Annotated in this window: 24 protein-coding genes; 11 read left to right on the forward strand and 13 right to left on the reverse strand. The window is 67.5% G+C overall.

The window, feature by feature from the left end; translation table 11 throughout:
- From MU449_RS15540 to MU449_RS15555, 4 genes are read left to right on the forward strand one after another with little or no spacing between them, the layout of a single operon-like run.
- Nucleotides 1–1125, forward strand: a complete 1125-nt coding sequence (locus MU449_RS15540; protein WP_244739624.1) for an amidohydrolase/deacetylase family metallohydrolase — start codon at nt 1–3, stop codon at nt 1123–1125.
- Between the two features lie 16 nt (nt 1126–1141).
- Complete coding sequence (locus MU449_RS15545) at nt 1142–2143, forward strand: ABC transporter ATP-binding protein (protein ID WP_244739625.1); 1002 nt, start codon at nt 1142–1144, stop codon at nt 2141–2143.
- Nucleotides 2140–3102, forward strand: coding sequence for an ABC transporter ATP-binding protein (locus tag MU449_RS15550; RefSeq protein ID WP_244739626.1), 963 nt, complete (start codon nt 2140–2142; stop codon nt 3100–3102). The genes MU449_RS15545 and MU449_RS15550 overlap by 4 nt, the downstream gene beginning before the upstream one ends.
- Nucleotides 3092–3589 carry a RidA family protein gene (locus MU449_RS15555; protein WP_244739628.1) on the forward strand — a complete coding sequence of 166 codons (498 nt, stop codon included), beginning with the start codon at nt 3092–3094 and terminating at the stop codon, nt 3587–3589. The genes MU449_RS15550 and MU449_RS15555 overlap by 11 nt, the downstream gene beginning before the upstream one ends.
- Here the strand turns inward: MU449_RS15555 and MU449_RS15560 are convergent.
- Nucleotides 3577–4371 (reverse strand): IclR family transcriptional regulator, encoded by a 795-nt coding sequence (locus MU449_RS15560; protein WP_244739630.1) that lies wholly within the window; start codon nt 4369–4371, stop codon nt 3577–3579. The genes MU449_RS15555 and MU449_RS15560 overlap by 13 nt on opposite strands.
- 80 nt (nt 4372–4451) lie before the next feature.
- Between MU449_RS15560 and MU449_RS15565 the strand changes: the two genes are divergently transcribed.
- Nucleotides 4452–5678 (forward strand): aminotransferase class V-fold PLP-dependent enzyme, encoded by a 1227-nt coding sequence (locus MU449_RS15565; RefSeq protein WP_244739631.1) that lies wholly within the window; start codon nt 4452–4454, stop codon nt 5676–5678.
- 19 nt (nt 5679–5697) lie between these two features.
- Here the strand turns inward: MU449_RS15565 and MU449_RS15570 are convergent, their stop codons facing one another.
- From MU449_RS15570 to MU449_RS15615, 10 genes are all read right to left on the reverse strand, one after another.
- On the reverse strand, nt 5698–6783 hold the full coding sequence (locus MU449_RS15570; protein WP_244739632.1) for an ABC transporter ATP-binding protein: 1086 nt from the start codon (nt 6781–6783) through the stop codon (nt 5698–5700).
- Nucleotides 6784–6829: 46 nt separating this feature from the next.
- Nucleotides 6830–8044: an ABC transporter substrate-binding protein gene (locus tag MU449_RS15575; RefSeq protein WP_244739635.1), complete on the reverse strand. Its 1215-nt coding sequence runs from the start codon at nt 8042–8044 to the stop codon at nt 6830–6832.
- A 16-nt stretch (nt 8045–8060) separates the two neighbouring features.
- Complete coding sequence (locus tag MU449_RS15580) at nt 8061–8975, reverse strand: carbohydrate ABC transporter permease (RefSeq protein WP_244739636.1); 915 nt, start codon at nt 8973–8975, stop codon at nt 8061–8063.
- A 10-nt stretch (nt 8976–8985) separates the two neighbouring features.
- Nucleotides 8986–9864 carry a carbohydrate ABC transporter permease gene (locus MU449_RS15585; RefSeq protein WP_244739637.1) on the reverse strand — a complete coding sequence of 293 codons (879 nt, stop codon included), beginning with the start codon at nt 9862–9864 and terminating at the stop codon, nt 8986–8988.
- Entirely contained in the window at nt 9864–11024 is a 1161-nt protein-coding gene (locus MU449_RS15590; protein WP_244739638.1) for a Gfo/Idh/MocA family protein, read from the reverse strand. Before MU449_RS15590 ends, MU449_RS15585 begins: the two co-directional genes overlap by 1 nt.
- A 103-nt stretch (nt 11025–11127) precedes the next feature.
- On the reverse strand, nt 11128–12036 hold the full coding sequence (locus MU449_RS15595; RefSeq protein WP_244739639.1) for an ROK family protein: 909 nt from the start codon (nt 12034–12036) through the stop codon (nt 11128–11130).
- Nucleotides 12012–13109, reverse strand: coding sequence for an N-acetylglucosamine-6-phosphate deacetylase (gene nagA / locus MU449_RS15600; RefSeq protein ID WP_280517813.1), 1098 nt, complete (start codon nt 13107–13109; stop codon nt 12012–12014). The genes MU449_RS15595 and nagA overlap by 25 nt, the downstream gene beginning before the upstream one ends.
- Nucleotides 13103–14185 carry an alanine racemase gene (locus tag MU449_RS15605; RefSeq protein WP_244739641.1) on the reverse strand — a complete coding sequence of 361 codons (1083 nt, stop codon included), beginning with the start codon at nt 14183–14185 and terminating at the stop codon, nt 13103–13105. Before MU449_RS15605 ends, nagA begins: the two co-directional genes overlap by 7 nt.
- Nucleotides 14186–14194: 9 nt before the next feature.
- Nucleotides 14195–15655: a M81 family metallopeptidase gene (locus MU449_RS15610; protein WP_244739642.1), complete on the reverse strand. Its 1461-nt coding sequence runs from the start codon at nt 15653–15655 to the stop codon at nt 14195–14197.
- Nucleotides 15655–16146 carry a hypothetical protein gene (locus tag MU449_RS15615; RefSeq protein ID WP_244739644.1) on the reverse strand — a complete coding sequence of 164 codons (492 nt, stop codon included), beginning with the start codon at nt 16144–16146 and terminating at the stop codon, nt 15655–15657. The genes MU449_RS15610 and MU449_RS15615 overlap by 1 nt, the downstream gene beginning before the upstream one ends.
- A 102-nt stretch (nt 16147–16248) precedes the next feature.
- Here MU449_RS15615 and MU449_RS15620 point away from each other — a divergent pair, with 102 nt between their 5' ends.
- From MU449_RS15620 to MU449_RS15645, 6 genes are read left to right on the forward strand one after another with little or no spacing between them, the layout of a single operon-like run.
- Entirely contained in the window at nt 16249–17136 is an 888-nt protein-coding gene (locus tag MU449_RS15620) for a MurR/RpiR family transcriptional regulator (protein ID WP_244739646.1), read from the forward strand.
- Between the two features lie 3 nt (nt 17137–17139).
- The gene (locus MU449_RS15625) at nt 17140–17907 is read left to right on the forward strand and encodes an SDR family oxidoreductase (RefSeq protein ID WP_244739647.1); all 768 of its coding nucleotides are present in this window, start codon (nt 17140–17142) and stop codon (nt 17905–17907) included.
- The gene (locus MU449_RS15630) at nt 17904–19802 is read left to right on the forward strand and encodes a beta-N-acetylhexosaminidase (RefSeq protein ID WP_244739648.1); all 1899 of its coding nucleotides are present in this window, start codon (nt 17904–17906) and stop codon (nt 19800–19802) included. The genes MU449_RS15625 and MU449_RS15630 overlap by 4 nt, the downstream gene beginning before the upstream one ends.
- Nucleotides 19802–21232: a M81 family metallopeptidase gene (locus MU449_RS15635; protein ID WP_244739649.1), complete on the forward strand. Its 1431-nt coding sequence runs from the start codon at nt 19802–19804 to the stop codon at nt 21230–21232. The genes MU449_RS15630 and MU449_RS15635 overlap by 1 nt, the downstream gene beginning before the upstream one ends.
- Nucleotides 21232–22503, forward strand: coding sequence for an MFS transporter (locus MU449_RS15640; RefSeq protein WP_244739650.1), 1272 nt, complete (start codon nt 21232–21234; stop codon nt 22501–22503). The genes MU449_RS15635 and MU449_RS15640 overlap by 1 nt, the downstream gene beginning before the upstream one ends.
- Complete coding sequence (locus tag MU449_RS15645; protein WP_244739651.1) at nt 22500–23222, forward strand: copper homeostasis protein CutC; 723 nt, start codon at nt 22500–22502, stop codon at nt 23220–23222. The genes MU449_RS15640 and MU449_RS15645 overlap by 4 nt, the downstream gene beginning before the upstream one ends.
- Here the strand turns inward: MU449_RS15645 and nagB are convergent.
- Both nagB and MU449_RS15655 read right to left on the reverse strand, forming a co-directional pair.
- Nucleotides 23204–23971 (reverse strand): glucosamine-6-phosphate deaminase, encoded by a 768-nt coding sequence (nagB, locus tag MU449_RS15650; RefSeq protein ID WP_244739652.1) that lies wholly within the window; start codon nt 23969–23971, stop codon nt 23204–23206. The two genes, MU449_RS15645 and nagB, sit on opposite strands and share 19 nt — an antisense overlap.
- A complete protein-coding gene (locus tag MU449_RS15655) occupies nt 23968–24372 on the reverse strand; it encodes a RidA family protein (protein WP_244739653.1) in 405 nt (134 codons plus the stop codon). Before MU449_RS15655 ends, nagB begins: the two co-directional genes overlap by 4 nt.
- Nucleotides 24373–24386 lie beyond the last annotated feature (14 nt).

Here is a 24386-nt window from a genome sequence, read left to right on the forward strand (position 1 = left end):
GTGCCGCTCAGACTGACCAACTTCAAGGCCGTGGGGTTCGACGGCCACGCCACCGAAATCCACGTGGATGCCGATGGTCGCATCGCGCCCGGCGCGATCGACGGGGCGAAGGTCCTGGATCTGAACGGGGCCTTCCTGTCCCCCGGATGGTGCGACCTGCATGTGCATGTCTGGCACGGGGGCACCGACATTTCCGTCCGCGCGGCCGAGGCGGGGCGGCCCACGGGCGTCACGGCCATGGCCGATGCGGGATCGGCGGGCGAGGCGAGTTTCCACGGCCTGCGCGAATACATCATCGACCCGGCAAGCGAGACGATCAAGGCCTTCCTCAACATCGGATCCATCGGGCTTGTGGCCTGCAACCGCGTGCCCGAACTGATCGACTGGCGGTCTATCGACATCGACCGCACCCTTGCGGTCATCGAGGCGAACCGCGACGTGATCTGCGGCATCAAGGTCCGCGCGTCGGGGGTGATCGTGGGCAGCTGGGGCATCACCCCGGCCAAGATCGCCAAGCGCGTGGCCGAGATGACGAACCTGCCCCTGATGGTGCATGTGGGCGAACCCCCGCCCCTGATCGACGAGGTGTTCGAGCTGCTGACCCCCGGCGACATCGTCACCCATTGCTTCAACGGCAAGGCGGCGGGGTCGATCCGCGACACGGCGGCGCTGTTCCAGATGGCGCAGGACATGGCGGCGCGCGGGATCCTGATGGATATCGGCCACGGCGGCGCCTCGTTCAACTTCAAGACGGCCCGCGACTCGATCGCCGACGGGCTGCGGCCCTTCTCCATCTCCACCGACCTGCACCAGCATTCGATGGCCAAACCGGTCTATGACCTGGCCACCACCGTGTCCAAGCTTTTGGCCGTGGGTCTGGATTTCGACGATTGCGTCGCGGCCACGACCAACGCCCCGCGGTCGGTTCTGGGCCTGACGGGGGCCGAGGGCCTGTCCCCCGGCCTCCGCGCCGACTTCACCGTCTTCGATCTGGAGGAGGCGGCCATCGACGTGCTGGACAGCCAGGGCAACCACATGGTGATGGATCGCGTCTTCGAACCCCGCTGGACGATCCTTGGCGAGGACGCGCAGACGGCGGCCCGCCGCCTGCCACCTGAAAGCTGACGTGAAGGAGACCGCGATGCAGATGCCCGATGACACGATCCTGTCGGTGCAGGGCCTGAGGGTAGGCTTCGGGCGGGGACAGGCAGCCGTGGCCGCGCTACGCGATGTCAGCTTCACCCTGGGGCGCGGGCGCACGCTGGCTCTTGTGGGCGAAAGCGGGTCGGGAAAATCCGTGACCTCGTTGGCGCTGATGGGTCTGCTGCCCCCTTCGGGACGGGTGATGGCAGGGCAGATGCTGTTTCGCGAACGCGACGGGCGGACGATCGATCTGGCGACGCTGGACACCGCCGGATACCGCCGCCTGCGCGGGCCGGGCATGTCGATGATCTTTCAGGAACCGATGTCCTCGCTCAACCCCCTGTTCACCATCGGCGACCAGATCGGTGAGATGCTGGTGCTGCACGAACGCCTGACCGGGGCCGAACGCCAGCGCCGCGTGATCGAGATGCTGGAACTGGTGGAGATTCCGGGCGCCGCGGCCCGCGCCCGCGCCTATCCGCACGAACTGTCGGGCGGGATGCGGCAACGGGTGATGATCGCGATGGGAATGATCTGCCGCCCCGACCTCTTGATCGCGGACGAACCGACCACCGCGCTGGACGTGACCATCCAGGCGCAGATCCTGGACCTGATGCGCCGGCTGCAAAAGGACATGGGCATGTCGATCCTGTTCATCACCCACGACATGGGCGTCGTGGCCGAAATGGCGGATGAGGTGGCGGTCATGTATGCCGGCGCGGTCGTCGAACAGGCGGGGGTGGAGGATCTGTTCGATCATACGCGCCACCCCTACACGCAGGGCCTTCTGGCCTCCATCCCGCGCGATGGCATGGCCGAGGGCGCGCGATTGGTCCCCATTCCCGGCAGCGTTCCGCCGCTGGTGGCCCTGCCGCCGGGCTGCGCCTTTGCCCCCCGATGCCCTCATGCGCAACCCGTCTGCCGCAATCCGGTGACGCTTGAACCCAAGGCGCCCGGCCACCTGTCGGCCTGCCTGTTCGATTTCGCGGGGGCCGCATGACATCCCCCTTGCTGGAAATTCGCGGCCTTACCAAGCATTTCGCCACCCCGTCGGGGGTCGTTCAGGCGGTGGGTGGGGTCGATCTGGACATTCCCCGCGGCTCCATCACTGGGCTCGTGGGCGAAAGCGGGTCGGGCAAGACGACGCTGGGGCGAACCGTCCTGCGTCTCATCGAACCGACCCGCGGCACGATCCGCTTCGACGGCACCGAACTGACGGACCTGAACGATAAGGCGATGCGCGACATGCGCCGCCGGATGCAGATCATCTTTCAGGACCCCGTCTCGTCCTTGAACCCGCGCCTGAAGGTGGGCGACCTGATCGCCGAAGGGCTGGTCGCCTATGGCATCGGCACACGGCGCGACCGGCGGGACCGGGTGGCGGCCCTGCTGGAGGAGGTGGGCTTAAGCGCGGATCACATGACCCGTTATCCCCACGCGTTTTCGGGCGGGCAGCGGCAGCGGATCGGCATCGCCCGCGCGCTGGCGCTGGAGCCGGAGTTCATCGTCGCCGATGAAAGCGTGTCGGCGCTGGACGTGTCGATCCAGGCGCAGGTTCTGAACCTTCTTCTGGACCTGCGCCAGCGTCGCAACCTGACCATGCTGTTCATCGCCCATGACCTGTCGGTCGTGAACTATCTGTGCGATCAGGTGGCGGTGATGTATCTGGGCCGCCTGATGGAAGTGGGGCCGACCGCCGGGGTGCGCGACGCCTCGGCCCATCCCTATACCCGCGCCCTCACCTCGGCCATCCCGGTGCCGGACCCGCGCGCGGCGCGCCACCGCACCCTGTTGCAGGGCGATATTCCCAGCCCCCTCTCCCCCCCGTCGGGCTGCGTGTTCCGCACGCGATGCCCTCATGCCGAGGACATCTGCGCCCAAGGGGATCCTGCGGCCCATCGGGTCGGCCCCCATCACGACAGCTACTGCAAAAGAACCGAGGCCTTGTATGGACAGTGACACCCTGGCGACCACGCCCGAAACCCGTCTTGCCGCCATGGGCATCGACCTGCCCCGCGCCGCGCCGTCCCCCATCGGATCGTTCCGCAACGTGCGGCAAAGCGGCGGCCTGATCTACGTCTCGGGTCAGGGGCCCGTCCGGGCCGATGGCACGCTGATCCGGGGCAAAGTCGGCAGCGACGTCACCGCCGAGGAGGCGCGCGACCATGCGACCCTGGTCGCCGTGAACATCCTGTCCGCCTTGCGCGACGCCTATGGCACGCTGGATCGCGTGGGCGGGGTCGTGAAACTTCTGGGTCTGGTCAATGCCGCCCCCGATTTCGAACGCCATCCCTTCGTGATCGACGGGGCGTCCGATCTTCTGGCGCAGGTGTTCGGCGAACCGGGGGTTCATGCGCGATCTTCGTTCGGGGTGGGATCCCTGCCCAACCGCATCACGGTGGAGATCGAGGCGATCTTCGAACTGGCGCCGGATCAGCCGCGATGATGCAGGCCAAGCGCCCGTTCGACCGAAAAGGCCGCATCCCGCACGGCGCGGGCGATCAGATCGAACCGATCCTGCACCCGATGCTTGGGCATGACGACCGACATCGTCAATTCGCACGTTCCGTCCAGCCCGCGGATCGGCGCGGCGATGCAGGCGACCTCGTCCTCGGACGTGTCGATCTGCACCGACAGGCCGTCGTGGAAATCCCGGTGGGCCATGCGCGACAGTTTTTCGGGGTCGGTTTCGGCAAGGCCGGTATTCGATGGTCGGGCGCAGGCGCGGAACACCGCCAGACGCGCCTCGTCCGGCAGATGGCCTACCAAGAGCCGCCCCGAGGCGGTCCAGTTCAGCGGCACCCGCGTTCCCACATCCGAGGTGACGCGAAACGGTCCGGTCCCTTCCGCCATGGCCACGACCTGCATCATGCCCTCATCCCGGGCGCAGATCTGGACCATTTCGCCCACCCGTTCGTTCAGGGCGAACATCGCCCGCTCCGCCTCGCCGAACGCGCTCATCCGCGCGCGATAGGCGAGGCCGTAGCGCATGAGGCGCGGTCCCAGCCATGCCCGCCCGTCGCTGCCGCGCGACAGCATCGCCCGCTCCTGCAGTTCGTCGATCAGCTTGTAGACGGTGGAGGGCGGCGCGCCCGTGACCTTGGCCAGTTCATACGCCGTCATCGGCTGATGCCGTTCGGTCAGGATATCCAGAATCTGCAATGCCCGGTCGATGCCGCTGGTGCGCGACCGGCGTGCCGGATCGGTCGGTGTGCCCTGATCGTCCATGTCGCCCCTGCCCCATATCCATGCTATTGGGCCACCTATCACAGTTATGGAACTTTCCGCAAGAACCCGGAGATTGTCGAATGATACGAAACACCCCCCATCCCGTCGATTGGTCCTGGCACGATGCCGCAGGGTATGGCCGGATGATCAACGTATCGGGCACCATGACATCGCTTGGCGGGTCGATCACCACCGCGCGGGTGGCCGAGGCGACGGCCGCCGTCATGCCCCGCTTCGTGCGCATCCACGAATTGCAGACCCGCGCGTCCGAGGTCATCGCCCGCCTGACGGGGGCGGAAGCGGGGTTCCTGACCGCGTCGGCCAGTGCCGGGATCACGCTGGCCGTCGCCGCGACGATAACCGGACTTGATCCCGCCCGCGCCGAGGCGCTGCCCACCGACCCCGGCCCGCGCAACGCGGTGGCGGTGCAGATGGGGCATCTGTGCGAATACGGCGCGCCGGTGTCGCAGGCTATCGCGCTGGCCGGGGGGCGCACCCGCATCGTGGGGCAATCGACCTCGGTCAAGGATTACCAACTGGACGCGGCCCTGGACGACACCTGTGCCGCCGCGCTCTATGTCGTGTCGCACCATGTAGTCGATTACGGGATGATCCCGTTGGAAACCTTTGCCAAGATCGCCCATGCCAAGGGCATTCCGGTCATCGTCGACGCCGCGTCGGAATACGACCTTCGCGGGTTTCTGGAAAAGGGGGCGGATATCGTCATCTATTCCGGTCACAAGTTTCTGGGGGGACCGACCTCGGGCATCGTGGCGGGGACGAAGGATCTGGTCCGTGCGGCCTATCTGCAGAACACCGGAATCGGTCGGGGGATGAAGATCGGCAAGGAAAGCCTGGCCGGGGCCATCGCCGCCATGGAACAGTGGATGGAGCGCGACCACGCCGCCATCCGCACCGAGGAGACGCGGGCCCTGACGCTGTGGCAGGATGCGATAGCGGGACTGGACGGGATCACGCCGATGCGCATCCCCGATCCAACCGGCAACCCGCTGGAGCGGCTGCAGATCTGGATCGACCCCGCGCAGGCCGGCGCCTCGGCCGCGCAATTCGCCGAAGCGTTCGGGCGGGTGGACCCCCCCCTGATCGTGCGCGGGCACGAGGTGGAGAAGGGATATCTTCAACTGGACCCGTGCAACCTCATGCCCGGACAGGCCGAGATGGTGCGCGACATTCTGGTGCATGTCCTGTCGGACGGGCCGACGGCGGCGGCCATCGACGCCGAGGCCGCGCGGGCGGCGGCCCGCAACGGGGGCACGGACAGCTATCTGAACTGGCTGGCGGACTGAACCTCCGCCGCCTTCGGGGTCACGGGCGGGGCAGCGCCTGCCCGTCCGATCCGAACAGATGACAATCGGCCGCCGCGAAGCCCACGGACAAAGGACGGTCCGGCACGACGTCGGCATTGCCGGGCAGCAGAAGGCTGAACGTCGTGGCCCCCCCGTCCAGACTGGCATGGGCCACCGTCTGCTGGCCCAGATGTTCGACCACCGTCGGCGTCACCTCGATCATCGCATCGCCGGGTCCGGGGTGGATGTGTTCGGGCCGAATGCCAAGGGTCATGTCCTGACCGACCCGCCCCGGCCCGCCCGGAATGGCCAACGCCAGCCGTTGGCCCAGAAACTCCACCGTCAGGCCGCGGGCATCTTCCTCCACGCAGCGCACGGGGATCATGTTCATGCGCGGGCTGCCGATAAACGTGGCCACGAACATGTCGCGGGGGTTGAGATAAAGCTCCAGCGGCGTGCCGATCTGGGCAATGCGCCCCTGCCCCAGAACCACGATGCGGTCGGCCATCGTCATCGCCTCGACCTGGTCATGGGTGACATAGATCATCGTCGCGCCCAACTGGCGGTGCAGGCGGGTCAGTTCCACGCGCATGTCACCGCGCAGCGCGGCGTCGAGGTTCGACAGCGGTTCGTCGAACAGGAAAATCTTGGGTTCGCGCACGATGGCCCGCCCGATGGCCACCCGCTGGCGCTGGCCGCCCGACAACATGCCGGGTTTCTGCTGCAAACGCTCTTCAAGATGCAGGATCCTGGCCGCCGCCTGCACCTTGTCGCGGATGACCGCCTCGGGCGCCTTTTCGACCCGCAGGGGAAAGGCGATGTTTTCAAACACCGACATGTGGGGATAAAGGGCATAGCTTTGGAACACCATCGCGATGCCGCGCTTTACCGGCGGCAGGTCGTTCACGCGCGCGCCGTCGATCAGGATGTCGCCTTCGGTGGTGGAATCCAGCCCCGCGATCATCCGCAGCAAGGTCGATTTCCCACAGCCCGACGGGCCGACGAAAACTACGAATTCCCCATCCGCCACATCGAGCGAGACATCCTGCACCGCGTCATAGGTGCCGAAGGATTTTACGATATTCTTCAGGGAAAGCTGTCCCAAACCCGTCTCCTTGAAAAGGGTGGGGGGCAGGACGCCCCCCGCGCGCTTATTTGTAGTCTTCCAGCTCGTCTGCGGCCTTGGTCAGTGCCGCCTGCGGTTCGGCCTGACCCGTCACCACCGACTGCACCATCGCGATCATCACGTTCTGGAACCCCTTGTAATCGGTGAACAACGGCTCCGGCCCGCCATATTCGATGCCCGCGATCAGCGGCCCCCACCACGGGGTGTCTTCCACCAGCTGGTCCACCCCGGCCGAGGGGCGCAGCGGCGTCAGCCCCGCATCGGAGGTGGATTCGTATTCGAACTGGATATCGGGCGAGGTGATGTATTTGGCGAACTCGATCGCCTTGTCCTCCACCCCCGACCCGTCGAAGATCGCCAGACTGTCGGTGATCAGAAGCGTGCCCGGCCCCTGCGCCGACGGACCGAGCGGCAAGGGCGCGATGCCCCATTCCATGTCGGTTTCCAGCAGACGCACCGCCGCGCCCGACCCGTTGTGGATCATCGCCACCCCGCCATCGAGGAAGATCGCGCGCACCTCGTTTTGTTCATACGCGGTCGGCCCTTCCTCGGACCACGGCACCATCGCCTTGTAACCTTCCAGCGCGGCCAGAACCTCGGGGCTGTCGAGCGTGATGTTGCCGTCCGCGTCGATCACCTGCCCGTTGTTGGTATACACCCAGTGCAGGAACTGGTGCATCGTGTTGTCGAAGGTTTTCGCGACCAGACCGAAGCCGGGGGTGCCGGTCTTTTCGGTGATGATCTTGGCGAACTCGATCTCCTCCTCCCACGTTTTCGGGGGGGTGTCGGGGTCCAGACCCGCCTCGCGGAACAGGCCCTTGTTCCAATAAAGCGCCTTGGTGGAAAATGCGATCGGCACGCCCCACTGGGTCCCGTCGAACGTCACCGTTTCGGGGATGTTGGGGTAGTAGCTGGCCTGCTCCTCCTCGGTCATCGGCACTTCGACGATGAGGTCGGACAGGGCGAATTCCTTAAGGGTGCGCGACCCGACATAGGCCATGGCGGGCGGGGTTCCGGCGGCGGCCAGCGTCGTCGCCTTGTCCTGGCATTGCGCCCATCCCACCACCTCGGGCGAGACGGTCCAGCCCTCGTTTGCGGCCTCCCATTCGGCGATGTATTTTTCGTGCACGGGATCCAGACGGTCCCCGCAATAGATCCAGCTGATATCCTCGGCCGACGCGGGAATGGCGGCCAGGGCGGTCGTGCCGGTCAGCGCCAGCGCGAATACGGATGGTTTCACGATACTCTCCCGTTGGTTATTGTTTCACCGCGCCGGCGGTCAGACCGCCGACGAGATACCGTTGCAGAAAGAAGATGATGATCAGCGCCGGGGTGATCCCCACGAAGGACGCGGCCATCAACTCGTTCCAGATCACCTCCTGCTTGCCGAAATAGGCGAAAAGACCCACCGGCAGCGGCATGTATTCGGTGCGCGAATTGAAGGTCAGCGCGAAGATGAACTGCTGGGCATAGGCGCCGATGAAGGTGGTGATCGCGACAACGGTGATGCCCGGCGCGGCCACCGGCAGGATCACGCGGCGCAACGTATAGAGCTGCGACGCGCCGTCCATATAGGCGGCCTCGTTCAATTCCTTGGGGATGCGCATCATGTAGGTTCGCAGAAGCCAGATGGCCGACGGGATCAGGAACGCCACCCCCGGCACGATCATAGCCCAATAGGTGTTCAGCATCCCGAAGGTCCGCATCAGGCGGAACAGCGGGATCAGCAGCACCGCGCCCGAAAACATGTTGATCGCCAGAAACGCCCCCAGCACCGGCCCCATCCCCTTGAACGAGAACCGCGCGAAGGCATAGGCGGCGGGAATGACCAGCGCCAGCACCACCACCGTCACCACCGACGAGATGAGGAACGAGTTGACGATATACCGCCAGAACCCCGGCACGCTGGTCCACATGGTGCGATAGGCGGCGAAGGACCCGTTCTCCGGCCAGAAGCTATAGGGGGTGGAGAACAGTTCCGACAGGGGTTTGAGGCTGACGAGGAAGCCTTCGACAAAAGGGGCGAGGATGAAGATCAGGAACAGCACGATCCCGGCATAGATCCCCACCACCTCCCACCAGCGGTAGTGGTCGATCATCGCGCCGTCGCGCGCGCGTTTGCGGCGGCGTGCGGGGGGCGGGACGGGAACGGGCTGGGTGGCTTCGGTCATCGCGCGCCTTTCAATGCTGGGCCGACAGGCGGCGGGTGACACGGAAATAGGCAAGGCAGAACAGCGACAGGAAGATGCAGATCACCACCGCCCGGGCCGCCCCCTCGCCATAGCGTTTGGATCCGATGGCTGTCTGGTAAGTGTCGATGATCATCGTCGTCGTCTGTCCGCTGGGGCCCCCTTGGGTCAGGATCCAGATGATGTCGAAACTGTTGAACGTGGCGATCAGCGACAGCATCGACATGGTGATGATCGCGGGCGCCATCAGCGGCAGGGTGATGCGGCGGAACCGATACCAGCGCCCGGCCCCGTCGGTCCATGCCGCCTCGTAAAGATCGCGGGGGATGGATTGCATGGCGGCCAGGAAATAGATCGTGACCATCGGCACCCCGATCCACACATCGGTGACGATGGTGGCCCAGAAGGCCGTGCTGCCATAGGCCAGAAACGCCACCGGCCCGTCCGTCAGCCCGAACCGCTGCAACAGGCCCGAGATCATGCCGAACTGGCCGTTGTACATCCAGCCCCACATGAAGATGCCGATCGCCATCGGCACGATCCACGGCGGCATGGTCAGGATGCGGAACAGGCTGCGCCCCGGCACGGCGGAGTTCAGAAGGACCGCGCCATACATGCCGATCACCATCTTCAGAAGGACCGAGCAGAAGGTCCAGACGAAGGTGCGCAGGATCACCTCGGCAAAGGTCGCGTTGAAGATGCGTTCATAATTGCGGGTGCCGACCCAGTTTGTCACCCGGCGCAGGGACGCGTCGGTGAAGGACAGTTGGAACGTCGCCACCAGGGGATAGGCGACGATGATCAGCACGTAAAGGATGGCCGGGGCCAGCAGCAGCCATGCGAAGATGCGGGTGGCACGGGCGTCCAGCATCAGGCGGCCTTTTCGTGAAATGCGGTGTCATAGCGGTCCCAGACCGGCGCAAGGTCCACCACCGTCCGGCTGCGCCGCGCCTCGTCCATCGCCATGGCAAGGATCCCCGCCTCAAGTGCATCGAGGGGGGAGACGGGCAGCGGACCGCCCTGCATCACATGCGCCACGATTTCGGCCGCCATGCGTTCATCCGCGCCGTAATGCTGCGACAGTTCGGTGCGGGTGGGATAGGTCTTGTGGGTGATGCGACTCTCGCTCAGTACATCATGAACGGCGAAATCGCCGCGGATGAAGTCGCCTTCGGCCTGGCCGCGCGTGCCGAAGACGGCAAAGCGGCGAAACTGGTCGGGCGCGTTCAGGTTGGTGTGGAAATTCATCCCCACGCCGTTGGCGTATTCGACGATCGCCACCTGCCAGTCGATGATGTCGCCATCGCTGTCGAACACCGCCTCCGCCCCGTTCCAGCCGGAGGGTTTGCGGTGAAACAGCGCGACATCGTTGATGCCCTGCGCCTGCGGATCGTTCTGGGGCACGAAGGTCTTGCGCCCACCGAAGCTGGCGACCCGCAGGGGCCGCGCGCCGATTACGCCGTTGTAAAGATCCAGATCGTGGCAGCATTTCTCCAGCATGAAGCTGCCCGACCATTTCTCATGCCGCCGCCAGTCCCGCATGAAGAACGCGCCGTGATAGGGGAAGATATGCTCCGCCGCCTCGATCGAGACGATGTCGCCCAACTGTCCCGCATCCCGCGCCGCCAAGAGGTCGCGATACATGGGCGCATAGCGCAGGACGAGGCCGACCAGCAGCCGATCCGCCCCGTGCCGCCCCAGAAGCGCCGCCAGTTCGAACGTCTGTTCCAGCGTGGAGACGACCGGCTTTTCGGAAAACACCTTCACCCCCGCCTCCAGCCCCAGACGGATGTGATCCAGATGCATGTGGTTGGGTGAACCGATCATCAGAAGGTCGAACCCACCGGCGCGGATCAGATCCTCGGGCGTGTCATGGCGCAGGCCGGGATCGATCCCACGTTCGGTCAGTATGGACAGGCCGGCGGGGGCCGGATCGACATAGCCGACGATGGAAAAATCCGGGTCGATGGCGCTGAGGACATGCCCCAGATAGCCGAGCCGGTATCCCAGCCCGATGATGCCGACCTTCATGTCCGGCGCCCCCTGTGTCGTAATTCTTTTTCGAAAGACTGCCAGCAGGTCGGATACCGGTCAATATAATTTTACCTGCACGGCAGGGATGTGTAATTCTTTTTCAGAAAGCCGCGGATCGGCCCAAGGCGGCGGCCCCGATCAGGCCGGGTTCGACGCGACATTGCGCCGGCACGATCAAGGGGTGGGCGGAGGGCGAAAGCCGCCGCGCGCGCACCGCGACGTCCAGCGCCGCGATCAGGGCGGGCGTGTTCGACAAGCCGCCCCCCACCGCGATGATGCCCGGCCCCAGAAGGTTCGAGACCATGGCCAGGGGCCCCGACAGGATGTCCAGCCACAGGGCGATGGTGCGACCCGCCCCCGTCTCGCCCGCCGCCCAGGCGGCGACGATCGCCTCGGACGCGCGGGCGGGGCCGTTCAGGTGGGCATCGATCCGCTCCACCCCACGGGCCGAGGCGAGCGCGTCGAGACAGCCGGTCTGCCCGCAGCCGCAGCGGATGATCGGCAGCGCCGGGTCACGCAGCACCGGCCCGTGCCCCCATTCGCCCGCAAAGCCGCCGCCTTCGTTGATCAGGTGGCCACGCACCACCACCCCGCCGCCGACGCCGGTCCCCAGAATGACACCGAAGACCACGTCATGGCCCCGGCCCGCGCCCTCCACCGCCTCGGCCAAGGCAAAACAGTCGGCATCGTTGGCGATGACCACGGGCCGGTTCAGCGCCGCCTCCAGATCGCGGCGGACATGGCGGCCCGTCAGGCAGGGAATGTTCGCCGCCGTCGCCACACCCGCCCCATCCACGATTCCCGCAAGGGAAAAGGCCAGCCGCGAAGGCGGGGCCGAGGCGGCGGCGATTGCCCCGCGCAGGGCCGCCACGAAGGCGTCGAAGTCATGCGCCGGGGTCGGGATGCGTCCGGTGGGGCGGACGGGGGCGTCGGGCCAGGCCTCCGCCGTCTTGATCGCGGTGCCGCCGATGTCGAAGCACAGGATCACGCCGCCACCCCGCCGATCCATACGCCCTTCAGCCCAAGATCCGGGGTGACGGACAGGAAATCGGCGCGCTGGCCGGGGTGCAGCCCCCCGCGCGCGGGATCGGCCACCGCCTGCGCGGGATAGGTGGAGGCCATGCGCAACACCTCCTCCACCGGGGTGCCGAGGGCCAGAAGGTGCCGCGCCGCATCGATCAGCGCGATATCCGCGCCCGCCAGCGTTCCGTCCGCCAGCCGCAGGCACCCGTCCGCCCGATGGACCGCCCGCCCGTTCAGGGTGAACCCCGTCCGGTCCGACCCCACCGTCGCCATGGCGTCGCTGACCAGAAACAGGCGTGCGGGACCGCGTTTGGCGCGCAGCGCGATCCCCAGGGCCGCGTCGTCCAGATGATGCCCGTCGGCGATGATGCCGGTCCAAAGACGCCCGTCGTCCAGCGCCGCCCCGACCAGACCGGGGGTGCGGTGGGACAGCGGGCTCATGGCGTTGAACAGATGCGTGACCATCGTCGCCCCGCCCTCCGCCGCCCGCCGCGCCTGCGCCAATGTGGCGTCGCTGTGGCCAAGGCTGACGATGGCCCCCGCCCGGACCAGCGCCGCGATCGCATTCGGCCCCACGATTTCGGGCGCCAGCGTGACGATGAGGCGCAGGCGGCGGGCGGCCTCGGTCAGGCGGTCCAGATCGCCGTCCGCCATGGGGCGGACCAGCGCGGGGTCATGCGTGCCCACGCGGGTCGGGGCGAAATGGGGGCCTTCCAGATGCAGGCCCATCACATCGCTGGCCGCCGCCGCGTCGATGGCGCGGGCGGTCACCTCGGGCCGGTCGGTGATCAGCGTCACCATGAGGGACGTCGTGCCGAACCGCGCATGTGCGGCGGCGATGGCGGCGATGCCCTGCGGTGTCGGATCGTCGTTGAACTGGACGCCCCCGCCCCCGTTCACCTGCAGATCGACAAATCCGGGCACGATCCACCCGTCGACCGGCACCGCGTCCGCCGCGGGGCCGATCCGGTCCACGCGGCCATCCGTCACCACAAGGCAGGTGTCGTCGTGCCAGCGTTCTCCGTCGAAGATACGGGCGGCGCGAAAGGCCGTCACCAGACGGTGCCCCGCGCGGCCACCGGAACCACGCGCGTGACCACGCCGCCCTGGTGAAACACCACGCGGTCGAACAGGTTCGTCACGGGACAGACGTGGTTCGGCAAAACATGGACGATCTCGCCAATGGCGGGCCGCGTCGCGCAGGCCGACAGATCCACGACGGCGTGTTCTTCGGACAGGGACACGATCCGCGCTTCGGGGTATTCGGCCAAGGCACCGAAGGTGTCGAACCCCGACAGATCGTTGGTCAGGGCCTTGGAGCCCGCATCCAGCACCGCACGATCGGGCGTGGGACGGGACACGACCGTGACCTGCACGCTCAGCGCCAGATCGTCCAAGGTGCAGGCGCCCGCGCGGACCTGTGCGCGGTCGTTGTAGATGCAGGTGCCTGCCCGGTATTCGGTGGCCGACGGCATCCCCCCCGCCTGCCAGATATGCGGCGACCCGCCGGCCGACCGGACCGGACAGTCAAGGCCCGCCGCCGCCAGCAATCCCATGGTCTGGCGAAAGAAGGCCTCGACCTCGGCCACGCCGCCCTTGGCGGGATAGGTCATGATGCCGTGAAACCGCAGCGTGGGGTGCGCCGCGATGCGCTGCGCCAAGGCCAGCGCCTGATCCGGGGTGGTGACACCGCAGCGGTTCGCGCCGGTGTCGCATTCGACCAGAACGCGCAGGGGGCGATCCACCGTCCCCGCCGTGGCCAGCCCGGCCACGACCTCGGCGCTGTCGGCGACCACCGTCAGGTCGATGCGGGTGTTCAGGGCAGCCAGACGGCGCAGGCGCGCGGCCCCAAGGATGTTGTAGGTGATGAGGATGTCATCCAGCCCCACATCGGCGAACACCTCCGCCTCGGTCAGTTTCTGGCAGGTGATGCCGATGGCCCCGGCGGCGATCTGCGCCCGCGCCAGATGGGGCAGCTTGTGGGTCTTGACATGCGGGCGGGCCAGAAGGCCGATCTTGTCCATATGCGCCTGCACGGCGGCGATGTTGGCCGCGACTCGCGCCTCGTCGATGACGGGCATCGGGGTGATGACATCGGCCAACGGGGTGCCGGGGTCGGGCCAGGGAAAACTCATCGCATCACCTTAGGGCTGGTCGCAGAACGGATCGGGGCAGATGGGCCAGATGTCGCGCCGCACATGCCGGTAGGGGGTTGTCGCCGGATCATTCGGATACGGCTTTCCGGCGGAACAATAAAGGATGTCCTTGGCGATGGGGGCAAACGCCGCGTGGAAATGGTTGGTGGACTTGATGACCAGAATGCGCGCCGCCATGGGATCGACCCCCATGGCGGTGAACAGCGACGGATCGAACCCTTGGGCGCGCACGGTGTTCAGGATGACCTCCACCCCCGCAAACCCGATGCGGGCGGCGGGGCCGAAGGGAACACGGCTGTCGCCGAAGCGCATTTCGGCGGTAGGGTTCAGGGCAAGGACGCGCACCCGCGCATCGACCGGTGCGCCGGTGTCGGGGGCGGATTTCGCGCCGAAGCGCAGCGGAATCTCCGCCCCCTCCCCCGCCGCGAAGCACAGTTGCACGGCGATGGGGTCCCAGATCGTGCCGATCACGGCCCCCGTCACCCCTTGGGCGATCAGTTCGTGCAGGATCACGGTCGCGTCGCCCGCCGTGCCGCCGCCGGGATTGTCCCACATGTCGGCGATGACCACCGGCCCGGTTGGCGCGGCACGGGCGCGGGCCACGGCCTGATCCGGGGTCAACGCCGGCATCAGGTGCCGCCCGCGATTGGCGAACAGCTCGGCCCCCAGATCGGCGGCGATGCGCGCGCCAAGGGCAGGGTCCCCATCGGTGACGGCGATCACCTTCGTGCCCATTTCCGGCACGTCGCCCGCCATGAACCCGTGAATGACCGACAGCGACAGCACCGGCCCCCGTTCCATCGCGATCATCCGGTCCACGAATCCCCGCATCGGCGCGCGGGATGTGGGGAAGACGTCGATCATCCGGCAATCGAACACCGACATCACGGGGGCGATCCGCCCCTCCAGCCGGTCGGCCAACAGACGCCACAGATCCTCGGCCCGGTCCACGAAATCGGTATGGGGAAATTCCTTGAAGGCGATCAGCACATCCGCCGCCGCCACGCGTTTCGCGGTCAGATGGCTGTGAGGATCAAGGCCCGCGAAGATCGCCACCTCCGGCCCGACCAGCGTGCGGATGCGGGCCAGAAGATCGCCCTCGGGATCGTCGCAGCCTTGCGCCACCATCGCGCCGTGCAGGCCCAACATCACCCCATCCACCGGAAGGGCCGCGCGCAACTGCTCCAGAATCTCGTCCCGCAGCCCTTCGTGGGTGGTGCGTGCGACCAGTCCTGCGGGATCGGCCCAGGCCGCCGTGCCTTCGATCAGGGTCCAGCCGCGCGCCGCGCAGACCCGCCGCCCCACGGTGATGGGGGCCGTGCACAGCGTGGGCGTGTCGGGATGGGTTCCAGGCGGGGCGTAAAGCGACGCCTCGAACGCGCGCTTGTCGATGACGATGGGGGAAAAGGTGTTCGTCTCGGTCGCCATCGCCGCGGTGAAGATGCGCATCACGCGTCCTTTATATGCGGAAGATAGCCGAGAAACCCCGCGATCCGCCAATGCCCGCGGTCGCGCCGGCACCAATAGAGCGTCTGCCAGTTCATCCGATCCGTTCCGCCATCCGCGCGCCGGATATGGCCGTCGAAGCGTTTGCGGGCCAGGGCGGTGGGTCCGGTGATCTCGATCTCCTCCAGCCGGGTGGCGGCGAAGATCTGGTCGCGGGGGGGGCTGGCATAGGATCCCGCGGCGAAATCCTGCGCCTGCCGCACCCATTCGACGCGATAGGTGGCAAGGTCGGGAAAGGCCAGCGTGTAGCGTTCGGGATCGGGCTGGAAATGGGCGCTGAGCGCGGTGAACCCGACGGTGACGAAATCGTCCATAACCGCGTCGAAATCGGCCGCAAGAAACGCGTCGATGTCGCGTGGCACCAGCATGTGCCAGATGGCGGCGCGGTCCGGGTCGGAAAAGGGGCAGAGGAAGGGATCACGCGACGGGGTCATGAAAATTTTTTCACATTCGGAACGTTTCTTCTGGATTGATCCGGTATGCTGTGGCTTTCTGTCAAGCGTATAGAAAATAAATTTCTGACCATGCCCCCGAACATGCCCCCCCCGCAGGATCTGATCGCCGCCCTTGCCGATGAGGAGGGGCACCTGTCGGGTCTGGAGCGTCGGCTGGCGGGGATCGTGCTGGAGGATATGGAATTCGCCACCAACGCCTCGATCACGGATCTTGCGACGCGGGCGGGCGTGTCGCCGCCCACGGTCACGCGGTTCTGCCGTCGCCTGGGGTGCAGCAGCTTTTCCGACTTCAAGGTGCAGCTGGCCCGCAGCCCGTATGTCGGCCTGCGCTATCTTCGGCCCGATACGTCCGTGGGGGGAGCGGCGCGCGGGGCGGCGGATGTGGCCGAAGACGTGGTGACAAAGGCGCAGAATGCCCTGCACCAGATGTATCGCGCGCTGGATGTGGACCGGATGGAGGAGGCTGCCGACCTGCTGCGCGGCGCGGACATGATCTATGCCTTCGGGTCGGGGGGAAATTCGTCGATGATCGTCAACGAAGTGCAGAACCGACTGTTCCGGCTGGGGTGCCGCATCGCCGCGTCGAACGATCACGGGATGAACCTGATGCTGGCGGCGGCGGCGGACCGGCAGACGGTGGTCGTCGGGTCGTCCTTCACGGGGCGCAATGCGGAACTCGTGCGCTGCTTTCGCCTTCTGGCGGATCGCGGGGTGCGCACCATCGCGCTGACGCAGTCGGGGTCGCCGGTGGCGCAGGCCGCGGACATCGTTCTGGCCGTCGATCTGCCGGAGGGGCAGAACATCTTCCGTCCCACCGCCTCGCGCTTTGCCTATCTGGCGCTGGTGGATGTGCTGGCGAGCCTTGTCGCGCTGGCCGATCCGGGCCGCGCGCAGCGGACCTTGCGCGGCATCAAGGAGCAGTTGATCCGCCACCGCGACGGCAACGACCGTCAACCCATGGGAGATTGAGCCATGACAACCGGCACCGCCATCGTGACGGGGGCTGCGGGCGATATCGGCCAAGCCATCGCCCGGCGGCTGTTGCAGGACCATGCCGATGTGATCCTGGTCGATCGGGACGCGGAAGGGCTGGCCGATGTGGCGGCGACCCTTGGCCCCCGCGCGCGGACCGTGGTGGCCGATGTCACCCGCGAGGCGGACATGCCGCGCATTCTGGCGGCGATGACCGGACCCTTGCGGACCTTGGTCAACAATGCGGGGGCCGCGCGGGGCGAAAGCCTGGCCGCGACCGACCCCGAGGGGTGGGCGGCGGATCAGGCGCTGAACCTGACCGCGCCATGGCTGATGTTTCGCGCCTGCGCGCCGCATCTGACCGGGGGGTCGGTGGTCAACATCGCCTCGGTCAACGGGATGGGGGTGTTCGGGCACCCGGCCTATTCGGCGGCGAAGGCGGGGATGATCCATCTGACGCGGCTGATCGCGGTGGAATACGGATCGCGCGGCATTCGCGCCAACACCGTGGCCCCCGGCACCGTCCGCACCCGCGCATGGGCCGCCCGCGCCGCCGCCAACCCCGACGTCTTTGCCGAAGCCGCCGCCCATTACCCCCTTGGCCGCATCGCCACGCCCGAGGATGTGGCCGAGGCAGTGGGGTTTCTGGCCTCGGATCTTGCCCGTGCGATCACGGGCGTCTGCCTGCCCGTGGATGGCGGGCTCACGGCGGGCACGCCATCGCTGGCCCGCACCTTCACCCAAAGCGACGATTACAGGAGCGTATGATGCTGCATCTGGACAACGCCTGGCACCCGGACCCCGCCCCCGCAGGAACGTGGGAAATGAGCCTGACGAACCTGACCGATGCGGCGATATCGGCGTTCACGTTGCAGGTGACGTCCATCACGCGCGTCGTGGGGGAAGGGGAGCCGGAGAACGGCCGCCTGCTGCACCGCAACGCAAACTATCACAGCTTCGCCCCGCCCGAGGGGTTGGTGCTGGCCCCCGGTGCCGCCTGGACCTTCCGCATCGCCGGGCTGAACCGCTCGCCCTTTCACCGCAACGACGCGGCCAAGACGGCGTGGGTGACGATGGACGGTGCGCATCATCCGGTGTCGGTGGGGGACCTGATGCTGAAAGGGTCGGTGCCTGCCCTGCCCCCGCCGCGCCTGCCCGAAGGTCGGCTGACCGTGCCCGTGGCCCTGCTGCCCTGGCCGCAAAAGATCGAGGTGGACACCGCACCCGCCCCCGTCATCCTGACCGCCGCCGAAGGGACGAGCGTGGCGGATCGCCGCCTGATGCTGGCCGTCGATGGTGTGCACGCGCGGCTGTTTCCCACCGCGCGGCGGGTGTTCACGCTGACGCGGGCCGACGGGGACCGGGCGCTGGTCTTTGCGCAGGGCGAGATGCCCGCGGGCGGCTATCGGCTGGATTTCGGCGCCACGGTGACGTTGACGGCGGGCGATGAGGATGGGCGGCGGCACGGGCTGGTCACGCTGGCGCATATGCTGCACGGCGCGTTCACCGATCCGGCCTTCGGATTCCCTGTGTCGGGCCATATCGAGGACGCGCCGCGCTATGACTGGCGCGGGTGCCATCTGGACGTGTCGCGCGCGTTCTTTCCCGTGGCGGACGTCTTGCGTTTCGTGGACATTCTGGCGTGGCACAAGCTGAACATTTTCCACTGGCATCTGGCCGATGACGAGGCGTTTCGCCCCGAAATCCTGGGCCTGCCGCAGGTGACGACGGTGGGGGTGACGCGCGGGCCCGACCTTCCCGCGATGCTGCCGCAACTGGGCAACGGGGTTGCGGTCGTGGACGGGCATTACACGCAGGACGACCTGCGCGGCGTGATCGCCCATGCCACGGCCCTGGGCGTGGAGGTGGTGCCCGAGATCGACATTCCCGGCCACTGCGCCGCCCTTCTGGCCGCCTGCCCCGAGCTGGTGGACCCGGACGAACCGGCCGAAAGCTATCACCCCGTGCAGGGGTTTCCGAACAACGCCCTCAACCCCGCGATGCCCGCCACCTGGACGGTGCTGGAGACGATTTTCGACGAATTGTGCGCCATCTTTCCGTCCGAATACTTCCATATCGGCGGGGATGAGGTGGCCAAGGGTGCCTGGCTTGACAGTCCCAAGGCGCGGGCCCTGATGCAGCGCGAGGGGCTGGCCGGCACGTTTGAATTGCAAAGCTGGTTCCTGACGAAGGTGAAGGCGATGCTGGCGGCGCGTGGCAAGACGCTGGTCGGCTGGAACGAGGTGGCGCATGGCGGCGGCGTTCCGCCCGAGGGGACCGTGCTGATGGCATGGGAAAAGCCCGAGGTGGGGATCGAATTGGCACAGCAGGGCTATGACGTGGTGATGACCCCCGGTCAGGCCTATTACCTCGACATGGTGCAAGGAGCCGACTGGCTGGAGAACGGCGCGGGTTGGGCGGGGCCGGTGCCGCCCGAACAAACCTACGCCTATGAGGCGGAGGGCGATTTCCCGGCGGATCTTCGGTCCCACATGCGCGGGGTGCAAGCCTGCATCTGGTGCGAGCATTACACCACCCGCGCCTGGTTCAACGATCTGGTCTTCCCCCGCCTGCCCGCCGTGGCCGAAGCGGCCTGGACACAAGGCGCGGCCAAGGATTGGCTGCGGTTCGCACGGCAGGTTCGCCTGCATCCGGTGCTGTGATGCGGATCGCGGTCGGGGGTCTGCACACCGAATGCTCCACCTATTCCCCCGTGCTGATGAGGGAGGAGGATTTCCGCATCCTGCGCGGCGAAGGTCTGGTGGCGCACGACTATTTCGCGTTTCTGGCAGATCATGATGTGACCATCGCCCCGCTGCTGCACGCGCGCGCCATTGCGGGCGGGCCGGTGGCGGGCCCGACCTATGCCGCGTTCAAGGCCGAGTTTCTGGAGCGGCTGACGGCAGCCTTGCCGGTGGATGGCGTCTATCTGGCGATGCATGGCGCGATGTATGTGGACGGGATGGAGGATGCGGAGGGCGATTTCATCACCGCCGTGCGCGATCTGGCGGGCGATGTACCGATTGCCGCAAGCTATGACCTGCACGGCAATGTCTCGGCCCGGATCGTGGATGCGCTGGACATGTTCGCCGCCTATCGCACCGCGCCGCATATCGATGTGGGGGAGACGATGCAGGCGGCGTTCGGAATGCTGCTGCGGGCCCTGCGCGAGGGGGAACGCCCGGGGATCGCCTGGGCCAAGGTGCCGCTGCTTCTGCCCGGCGAGCGATCCTCGACCGAGGATGCGCCGGCGGCGGGGTTGTATGCCAGCCTGCCCGCGCGGGACCATGGCCCCGGTGTGTGGCGCGCCGATCTGATGATCGGCTATGTCTGGGCGGATGAGCCGCGCGCGACGGCCTGCGCCGTAGTGACGGGCACCGACCGCGCCGCCGCGGCGGACACCGCCCGCGCCATTGCCGCCGACATGTGGGCCGCGCGCGAGGCCTTCGGCTTCGGCCCCGTGACCGGCCCGCTGGAGGAGATGCTGGACATCGCCGCACGAACCACGACCGCGCCCGTCATTCTGGCCGACAGCGGCGACAATCCGACCGGCGGTGGCGTGGGCGACCGGGCCGATGTGCTGGCCGCATTGATCGCGCGGGGGTGGCGGGATGCGCTGGTGGCGGGGATTGCCGATGCGCCCGCGACCGCCGTCTGTTTCGACGCAGGCCCGGGGGCCGAACTGTCGCTGCGGATCGGCGCCACGCTGGACCCCTCGGGTGTGCGGGTGGAACATGCGGCGCGGGTGCTGCGGCTGGGGGAGGCGCCCTCCCCTGCCGAGCGGCAGGCGGTGATCGCGATCGACGGGATCACCGTGGTGCTGGCAGCGAAACGGCGGCCGTATCACAACCTGTCGGATTTCGCGGCACTGGGTCTGGACCCGACGGGGGTGCGGCTGTTGGTGGTGAAATCGGGATATCTGTCGCCGGATCTTGCGCCGATCGCGTCCCCCAACCTGATGGCCCTGACGCCGGGGGTGGTGGATCAGGATATTCCCCGCCTGTCCAACACCCGGCGCCCGCCGGGAACCCTGCCGTTCGACATCCGACAGGACTTCACCCCGCAGCCCAAGACATCGGTGCGGTTTCCCTGATGCTGTCGGCCCTTGCGCCCCTGCGGCGGCATCGCGTGGTCCGCGCCTCGGCGGCGGCGATCTTTTGTTACGGCTTTGCCGGGGCGGCGACGAACCCCTATCAGTCGGTGCTGGCCATTCGCGATCTTGGGTTTTCCAACAGCGGATATGCCACCATCGCGCTGGCGGCGGCGGTCGCGAACGTGGTGTCGGCCATCGCCATCGGCATGGTGTCGGACCGGTTCCACAGCTATCGTGCGCCGCTGATCTTCGTGGCGCTTCTGGGGGTGCTGAGCTATGGGGCCATCTGGCTCGCCCCCCATCCGATCATCTTCGCCGCCGTCACGATCGGGCCCATGGCGGTCTTTCATGCGACGAATTCGTTGCTGTTCGGCAATGTGCGCGCCCATTCCGCCCGATATTCCACGACCGAGGCCGATGACATCAACGCCCTGATGCGCATGACGATCTCGCTTGCCTGGGTGCTGGTGCCGGGGGGCGTTGCGTTGATCCTGCGTGATGGCAGCCGGTTGATCGACGCGTGGCTGATCGCCGCCTGTCTGGCGGGGGCGTGTCTGGCCGTGATCCTGTTCTGGCTGGAGCCGGACCGCCGTCCTGTGCCCGAAGCCCTGCCGGCGGGCGGCACCGGCACCTCGCCCGTGGCCCCGACCACTGGACGGCCCGACCGCCCGGCGCAGGTGCGGGGCGCGAAGGGGGCGGCGATGGTGGAACTGGCGCGCCTGCTGAACATGCCCGTGATGGTCCGCATTCTGGGCGTGGCGCTGGTGTCGCAGGCATTGACGGTGAACGGGATGGCGCTGCCCTTGATCACGACCGGACGCGTGGGGGGCACGCTGGCGGATGTTGGGGTCGTCGTGGGGATGGTGGCGGGGATCGAGGTCGTGTTCATGATCGTCTGGATCCGTCTGGCGCGGCGGATTCCGATGATGGCGGCCTTGGCGGCGGGGATGGCGCTTTACGCGGCCTATCTCCTGTGGCTGGCGGTGGCGGGCGCCCCGTGGGAGGTTTATGCCGCAAGCGTCATCGGGGGTGTGGGGGCCGCGGGGATCATCGCCCTGCCCATCGGATTCCTTCTGGACCTGATCCGCGATCGACCGGGGCTTTCGGCGTCGTTGATCGCCGTGAACATGTTTCTGGGATCGGCCATCGGCGCGGGCATTTTCGCGGTGGGATCGGCGCTTGGGGGATACGGCATGGCCACCGCCCTGTCGGCGGGGGTCGGGATGGGCGGCACGGGCCTGCTTGCTTGGCTGGAACGGAGGCGGGAATGAGGATCGCGCTTGAGATTTGCGTGGATGACGCGGCGGGTCTGACCGCCGCACGGGACGGCGGCGCGGACCGGGTGGAGCTGTGCGCCGCGCTGGCGCTTGGCGGGCTGACCCCGTCGCCGGGGATGATGCGGCTGGCGGCGCAAGCGGGCCTTCCGGCGATGGCCATGATACGCCCGCGCGCCGGGGATTTCGTCTGGTTCCCGGCCGAGGTGCGGGTCATGGCCGACGACATCGCCGCCGCCCGCGCGGCGGGGTTGGCGGGGGTGGTGATCGGCGCGTCCCTGCCCGATGGCCGTCTGGATGTGGGTGTGCTGGCCCTTCTGATGCAGGCGGCCAAGGATATGGACGTGACCTTGCACCGCGCGGTCGATCTCTGCCCCGATCCGGTGCAAGCGATGCGGACCTGCGTGGATCTTGGCATTCGGCGTGTGCTGAGCTCGGGCGGGGCCACGAGTGCCGCCGCCGGGTTGGCGCGGCTGCGGGCGATGATCGGCCACGGCGTGACGGTGATGCCGGGGGGCGGCGTGACGGCGCAGACGATCGGCGCCTTGGCCGGATTGCCCTTGACCGAGGTTCATGCCTCGGCCTCCGTTCCCGCGCCGGAGCCGACCGATGCGCGGTTGGCGGCGTTCGGGTTTCAGCCGCCGGGTGCGCGCCAGACCGACGCCGCGCGCGTGGCCGCCCTTCGCGCCGCGTTGGATCACATGCCGCCGGGGTGAATATCCTCGTAATAGTCGCGCAAGGCCAGCTGTCCCGCCGCCGCATCGTCAAGGATCACGGTCACCCGCCGATGCGTCTGCAGGGCCGAGGCCGGGCAGAAGGCCGAGACCGGCCCTTCGATCATGCGCGCCACCGCCTCGGCCTTCGCTTCGCCCACGGCCAGAAGCACCACCTCCTCCGCCCGCAGGATGGTCGCGATGCCCATGGTGATGGCCAGACGCGGCACATCCTCGGACCCGGAGAAGAAGCGGGCATTGGCCGCGCGGGTGGCGCGGGCCAGCGTCTTCACCCGGGTCAGGGAGGCGAGGCTGGAGGTCGGTTCGTTGAACCCGATATGTCCGTTCGCCCCGATCCCCAGAAGCTGCAATCCGATGTCGCCCGCCGCGCGGATCGCGGCCTCGTAACGGTCGGCCTCGGCCTGCGGATCGGGGGCATCGCCCTGCGGCAGATGGGTGCGGTCCGGCGCGAAATCGACATGGCCGAACAGATGCTCGCGCATGTAGCGCCAGTAGGAACAGGGATGATCCGGCGCAAGGCCCACATATTCGTCAAGGTTGAAGCTGCGCGCGGCGGCAAACCCGCAATCCCCGGCCCGGTGGCGGGCGATCAGCGCGGCATAGACCGCTTCCATCGTGCCCCCGGTGGCGAGGCCCAACGTGGTCGCGGGGGCGCGGCGCAGGCGGGCCGCGACCAGATCCGCCGCCCGCCCGGCCGCCGTTTCGGCCCCGCCGCAGATCAGGACCTTCACGGCGCGGGGTCCAGCGGCTTCCAGGCCAGCGCGTCGATCTCCACCTTGGCATCCACCATCAGCCGCGATTGCACCGTGGACCGCGCGGGCGGATGGTCGATGAAATGCCGTTCGAACACGGCGTTGAAGCTGGAGAAATCGCGCGGATCGTCCAGCCAGACCGTGACCTTGATCACATCGGCGAGCGTGCAGCCCGCCAATGCCAGAACCTCCTTGATGTTGGCGATGACCTGTTCGGTCTGGGCGACGATGCCGCCGGACACGACCTCGCCCCCCACGGTGGGCACCTGACCCGAGACGTGAACATAATCCCCCGCGCGGACGGCCTTGGCGAAGGGACGCCGTTGCCCCCCCGCTTGCGGATCGGCGGTGTCGTAGCGAACAAGGCGGCTGTCGGTCATGTCGGTATCCATGG

The sequence above is a fragment of the Falsirhodobacter halotolerans genome (assembly GCF_022899245.1).
Taxonomy (GTDB): Bacteria; Pseudomonadota; Alphaproteobacteria; order Rhodobacterales; family Rhodobacteraceae; genus Falsirhodobacter; species Falsirhodobacter halotolerans.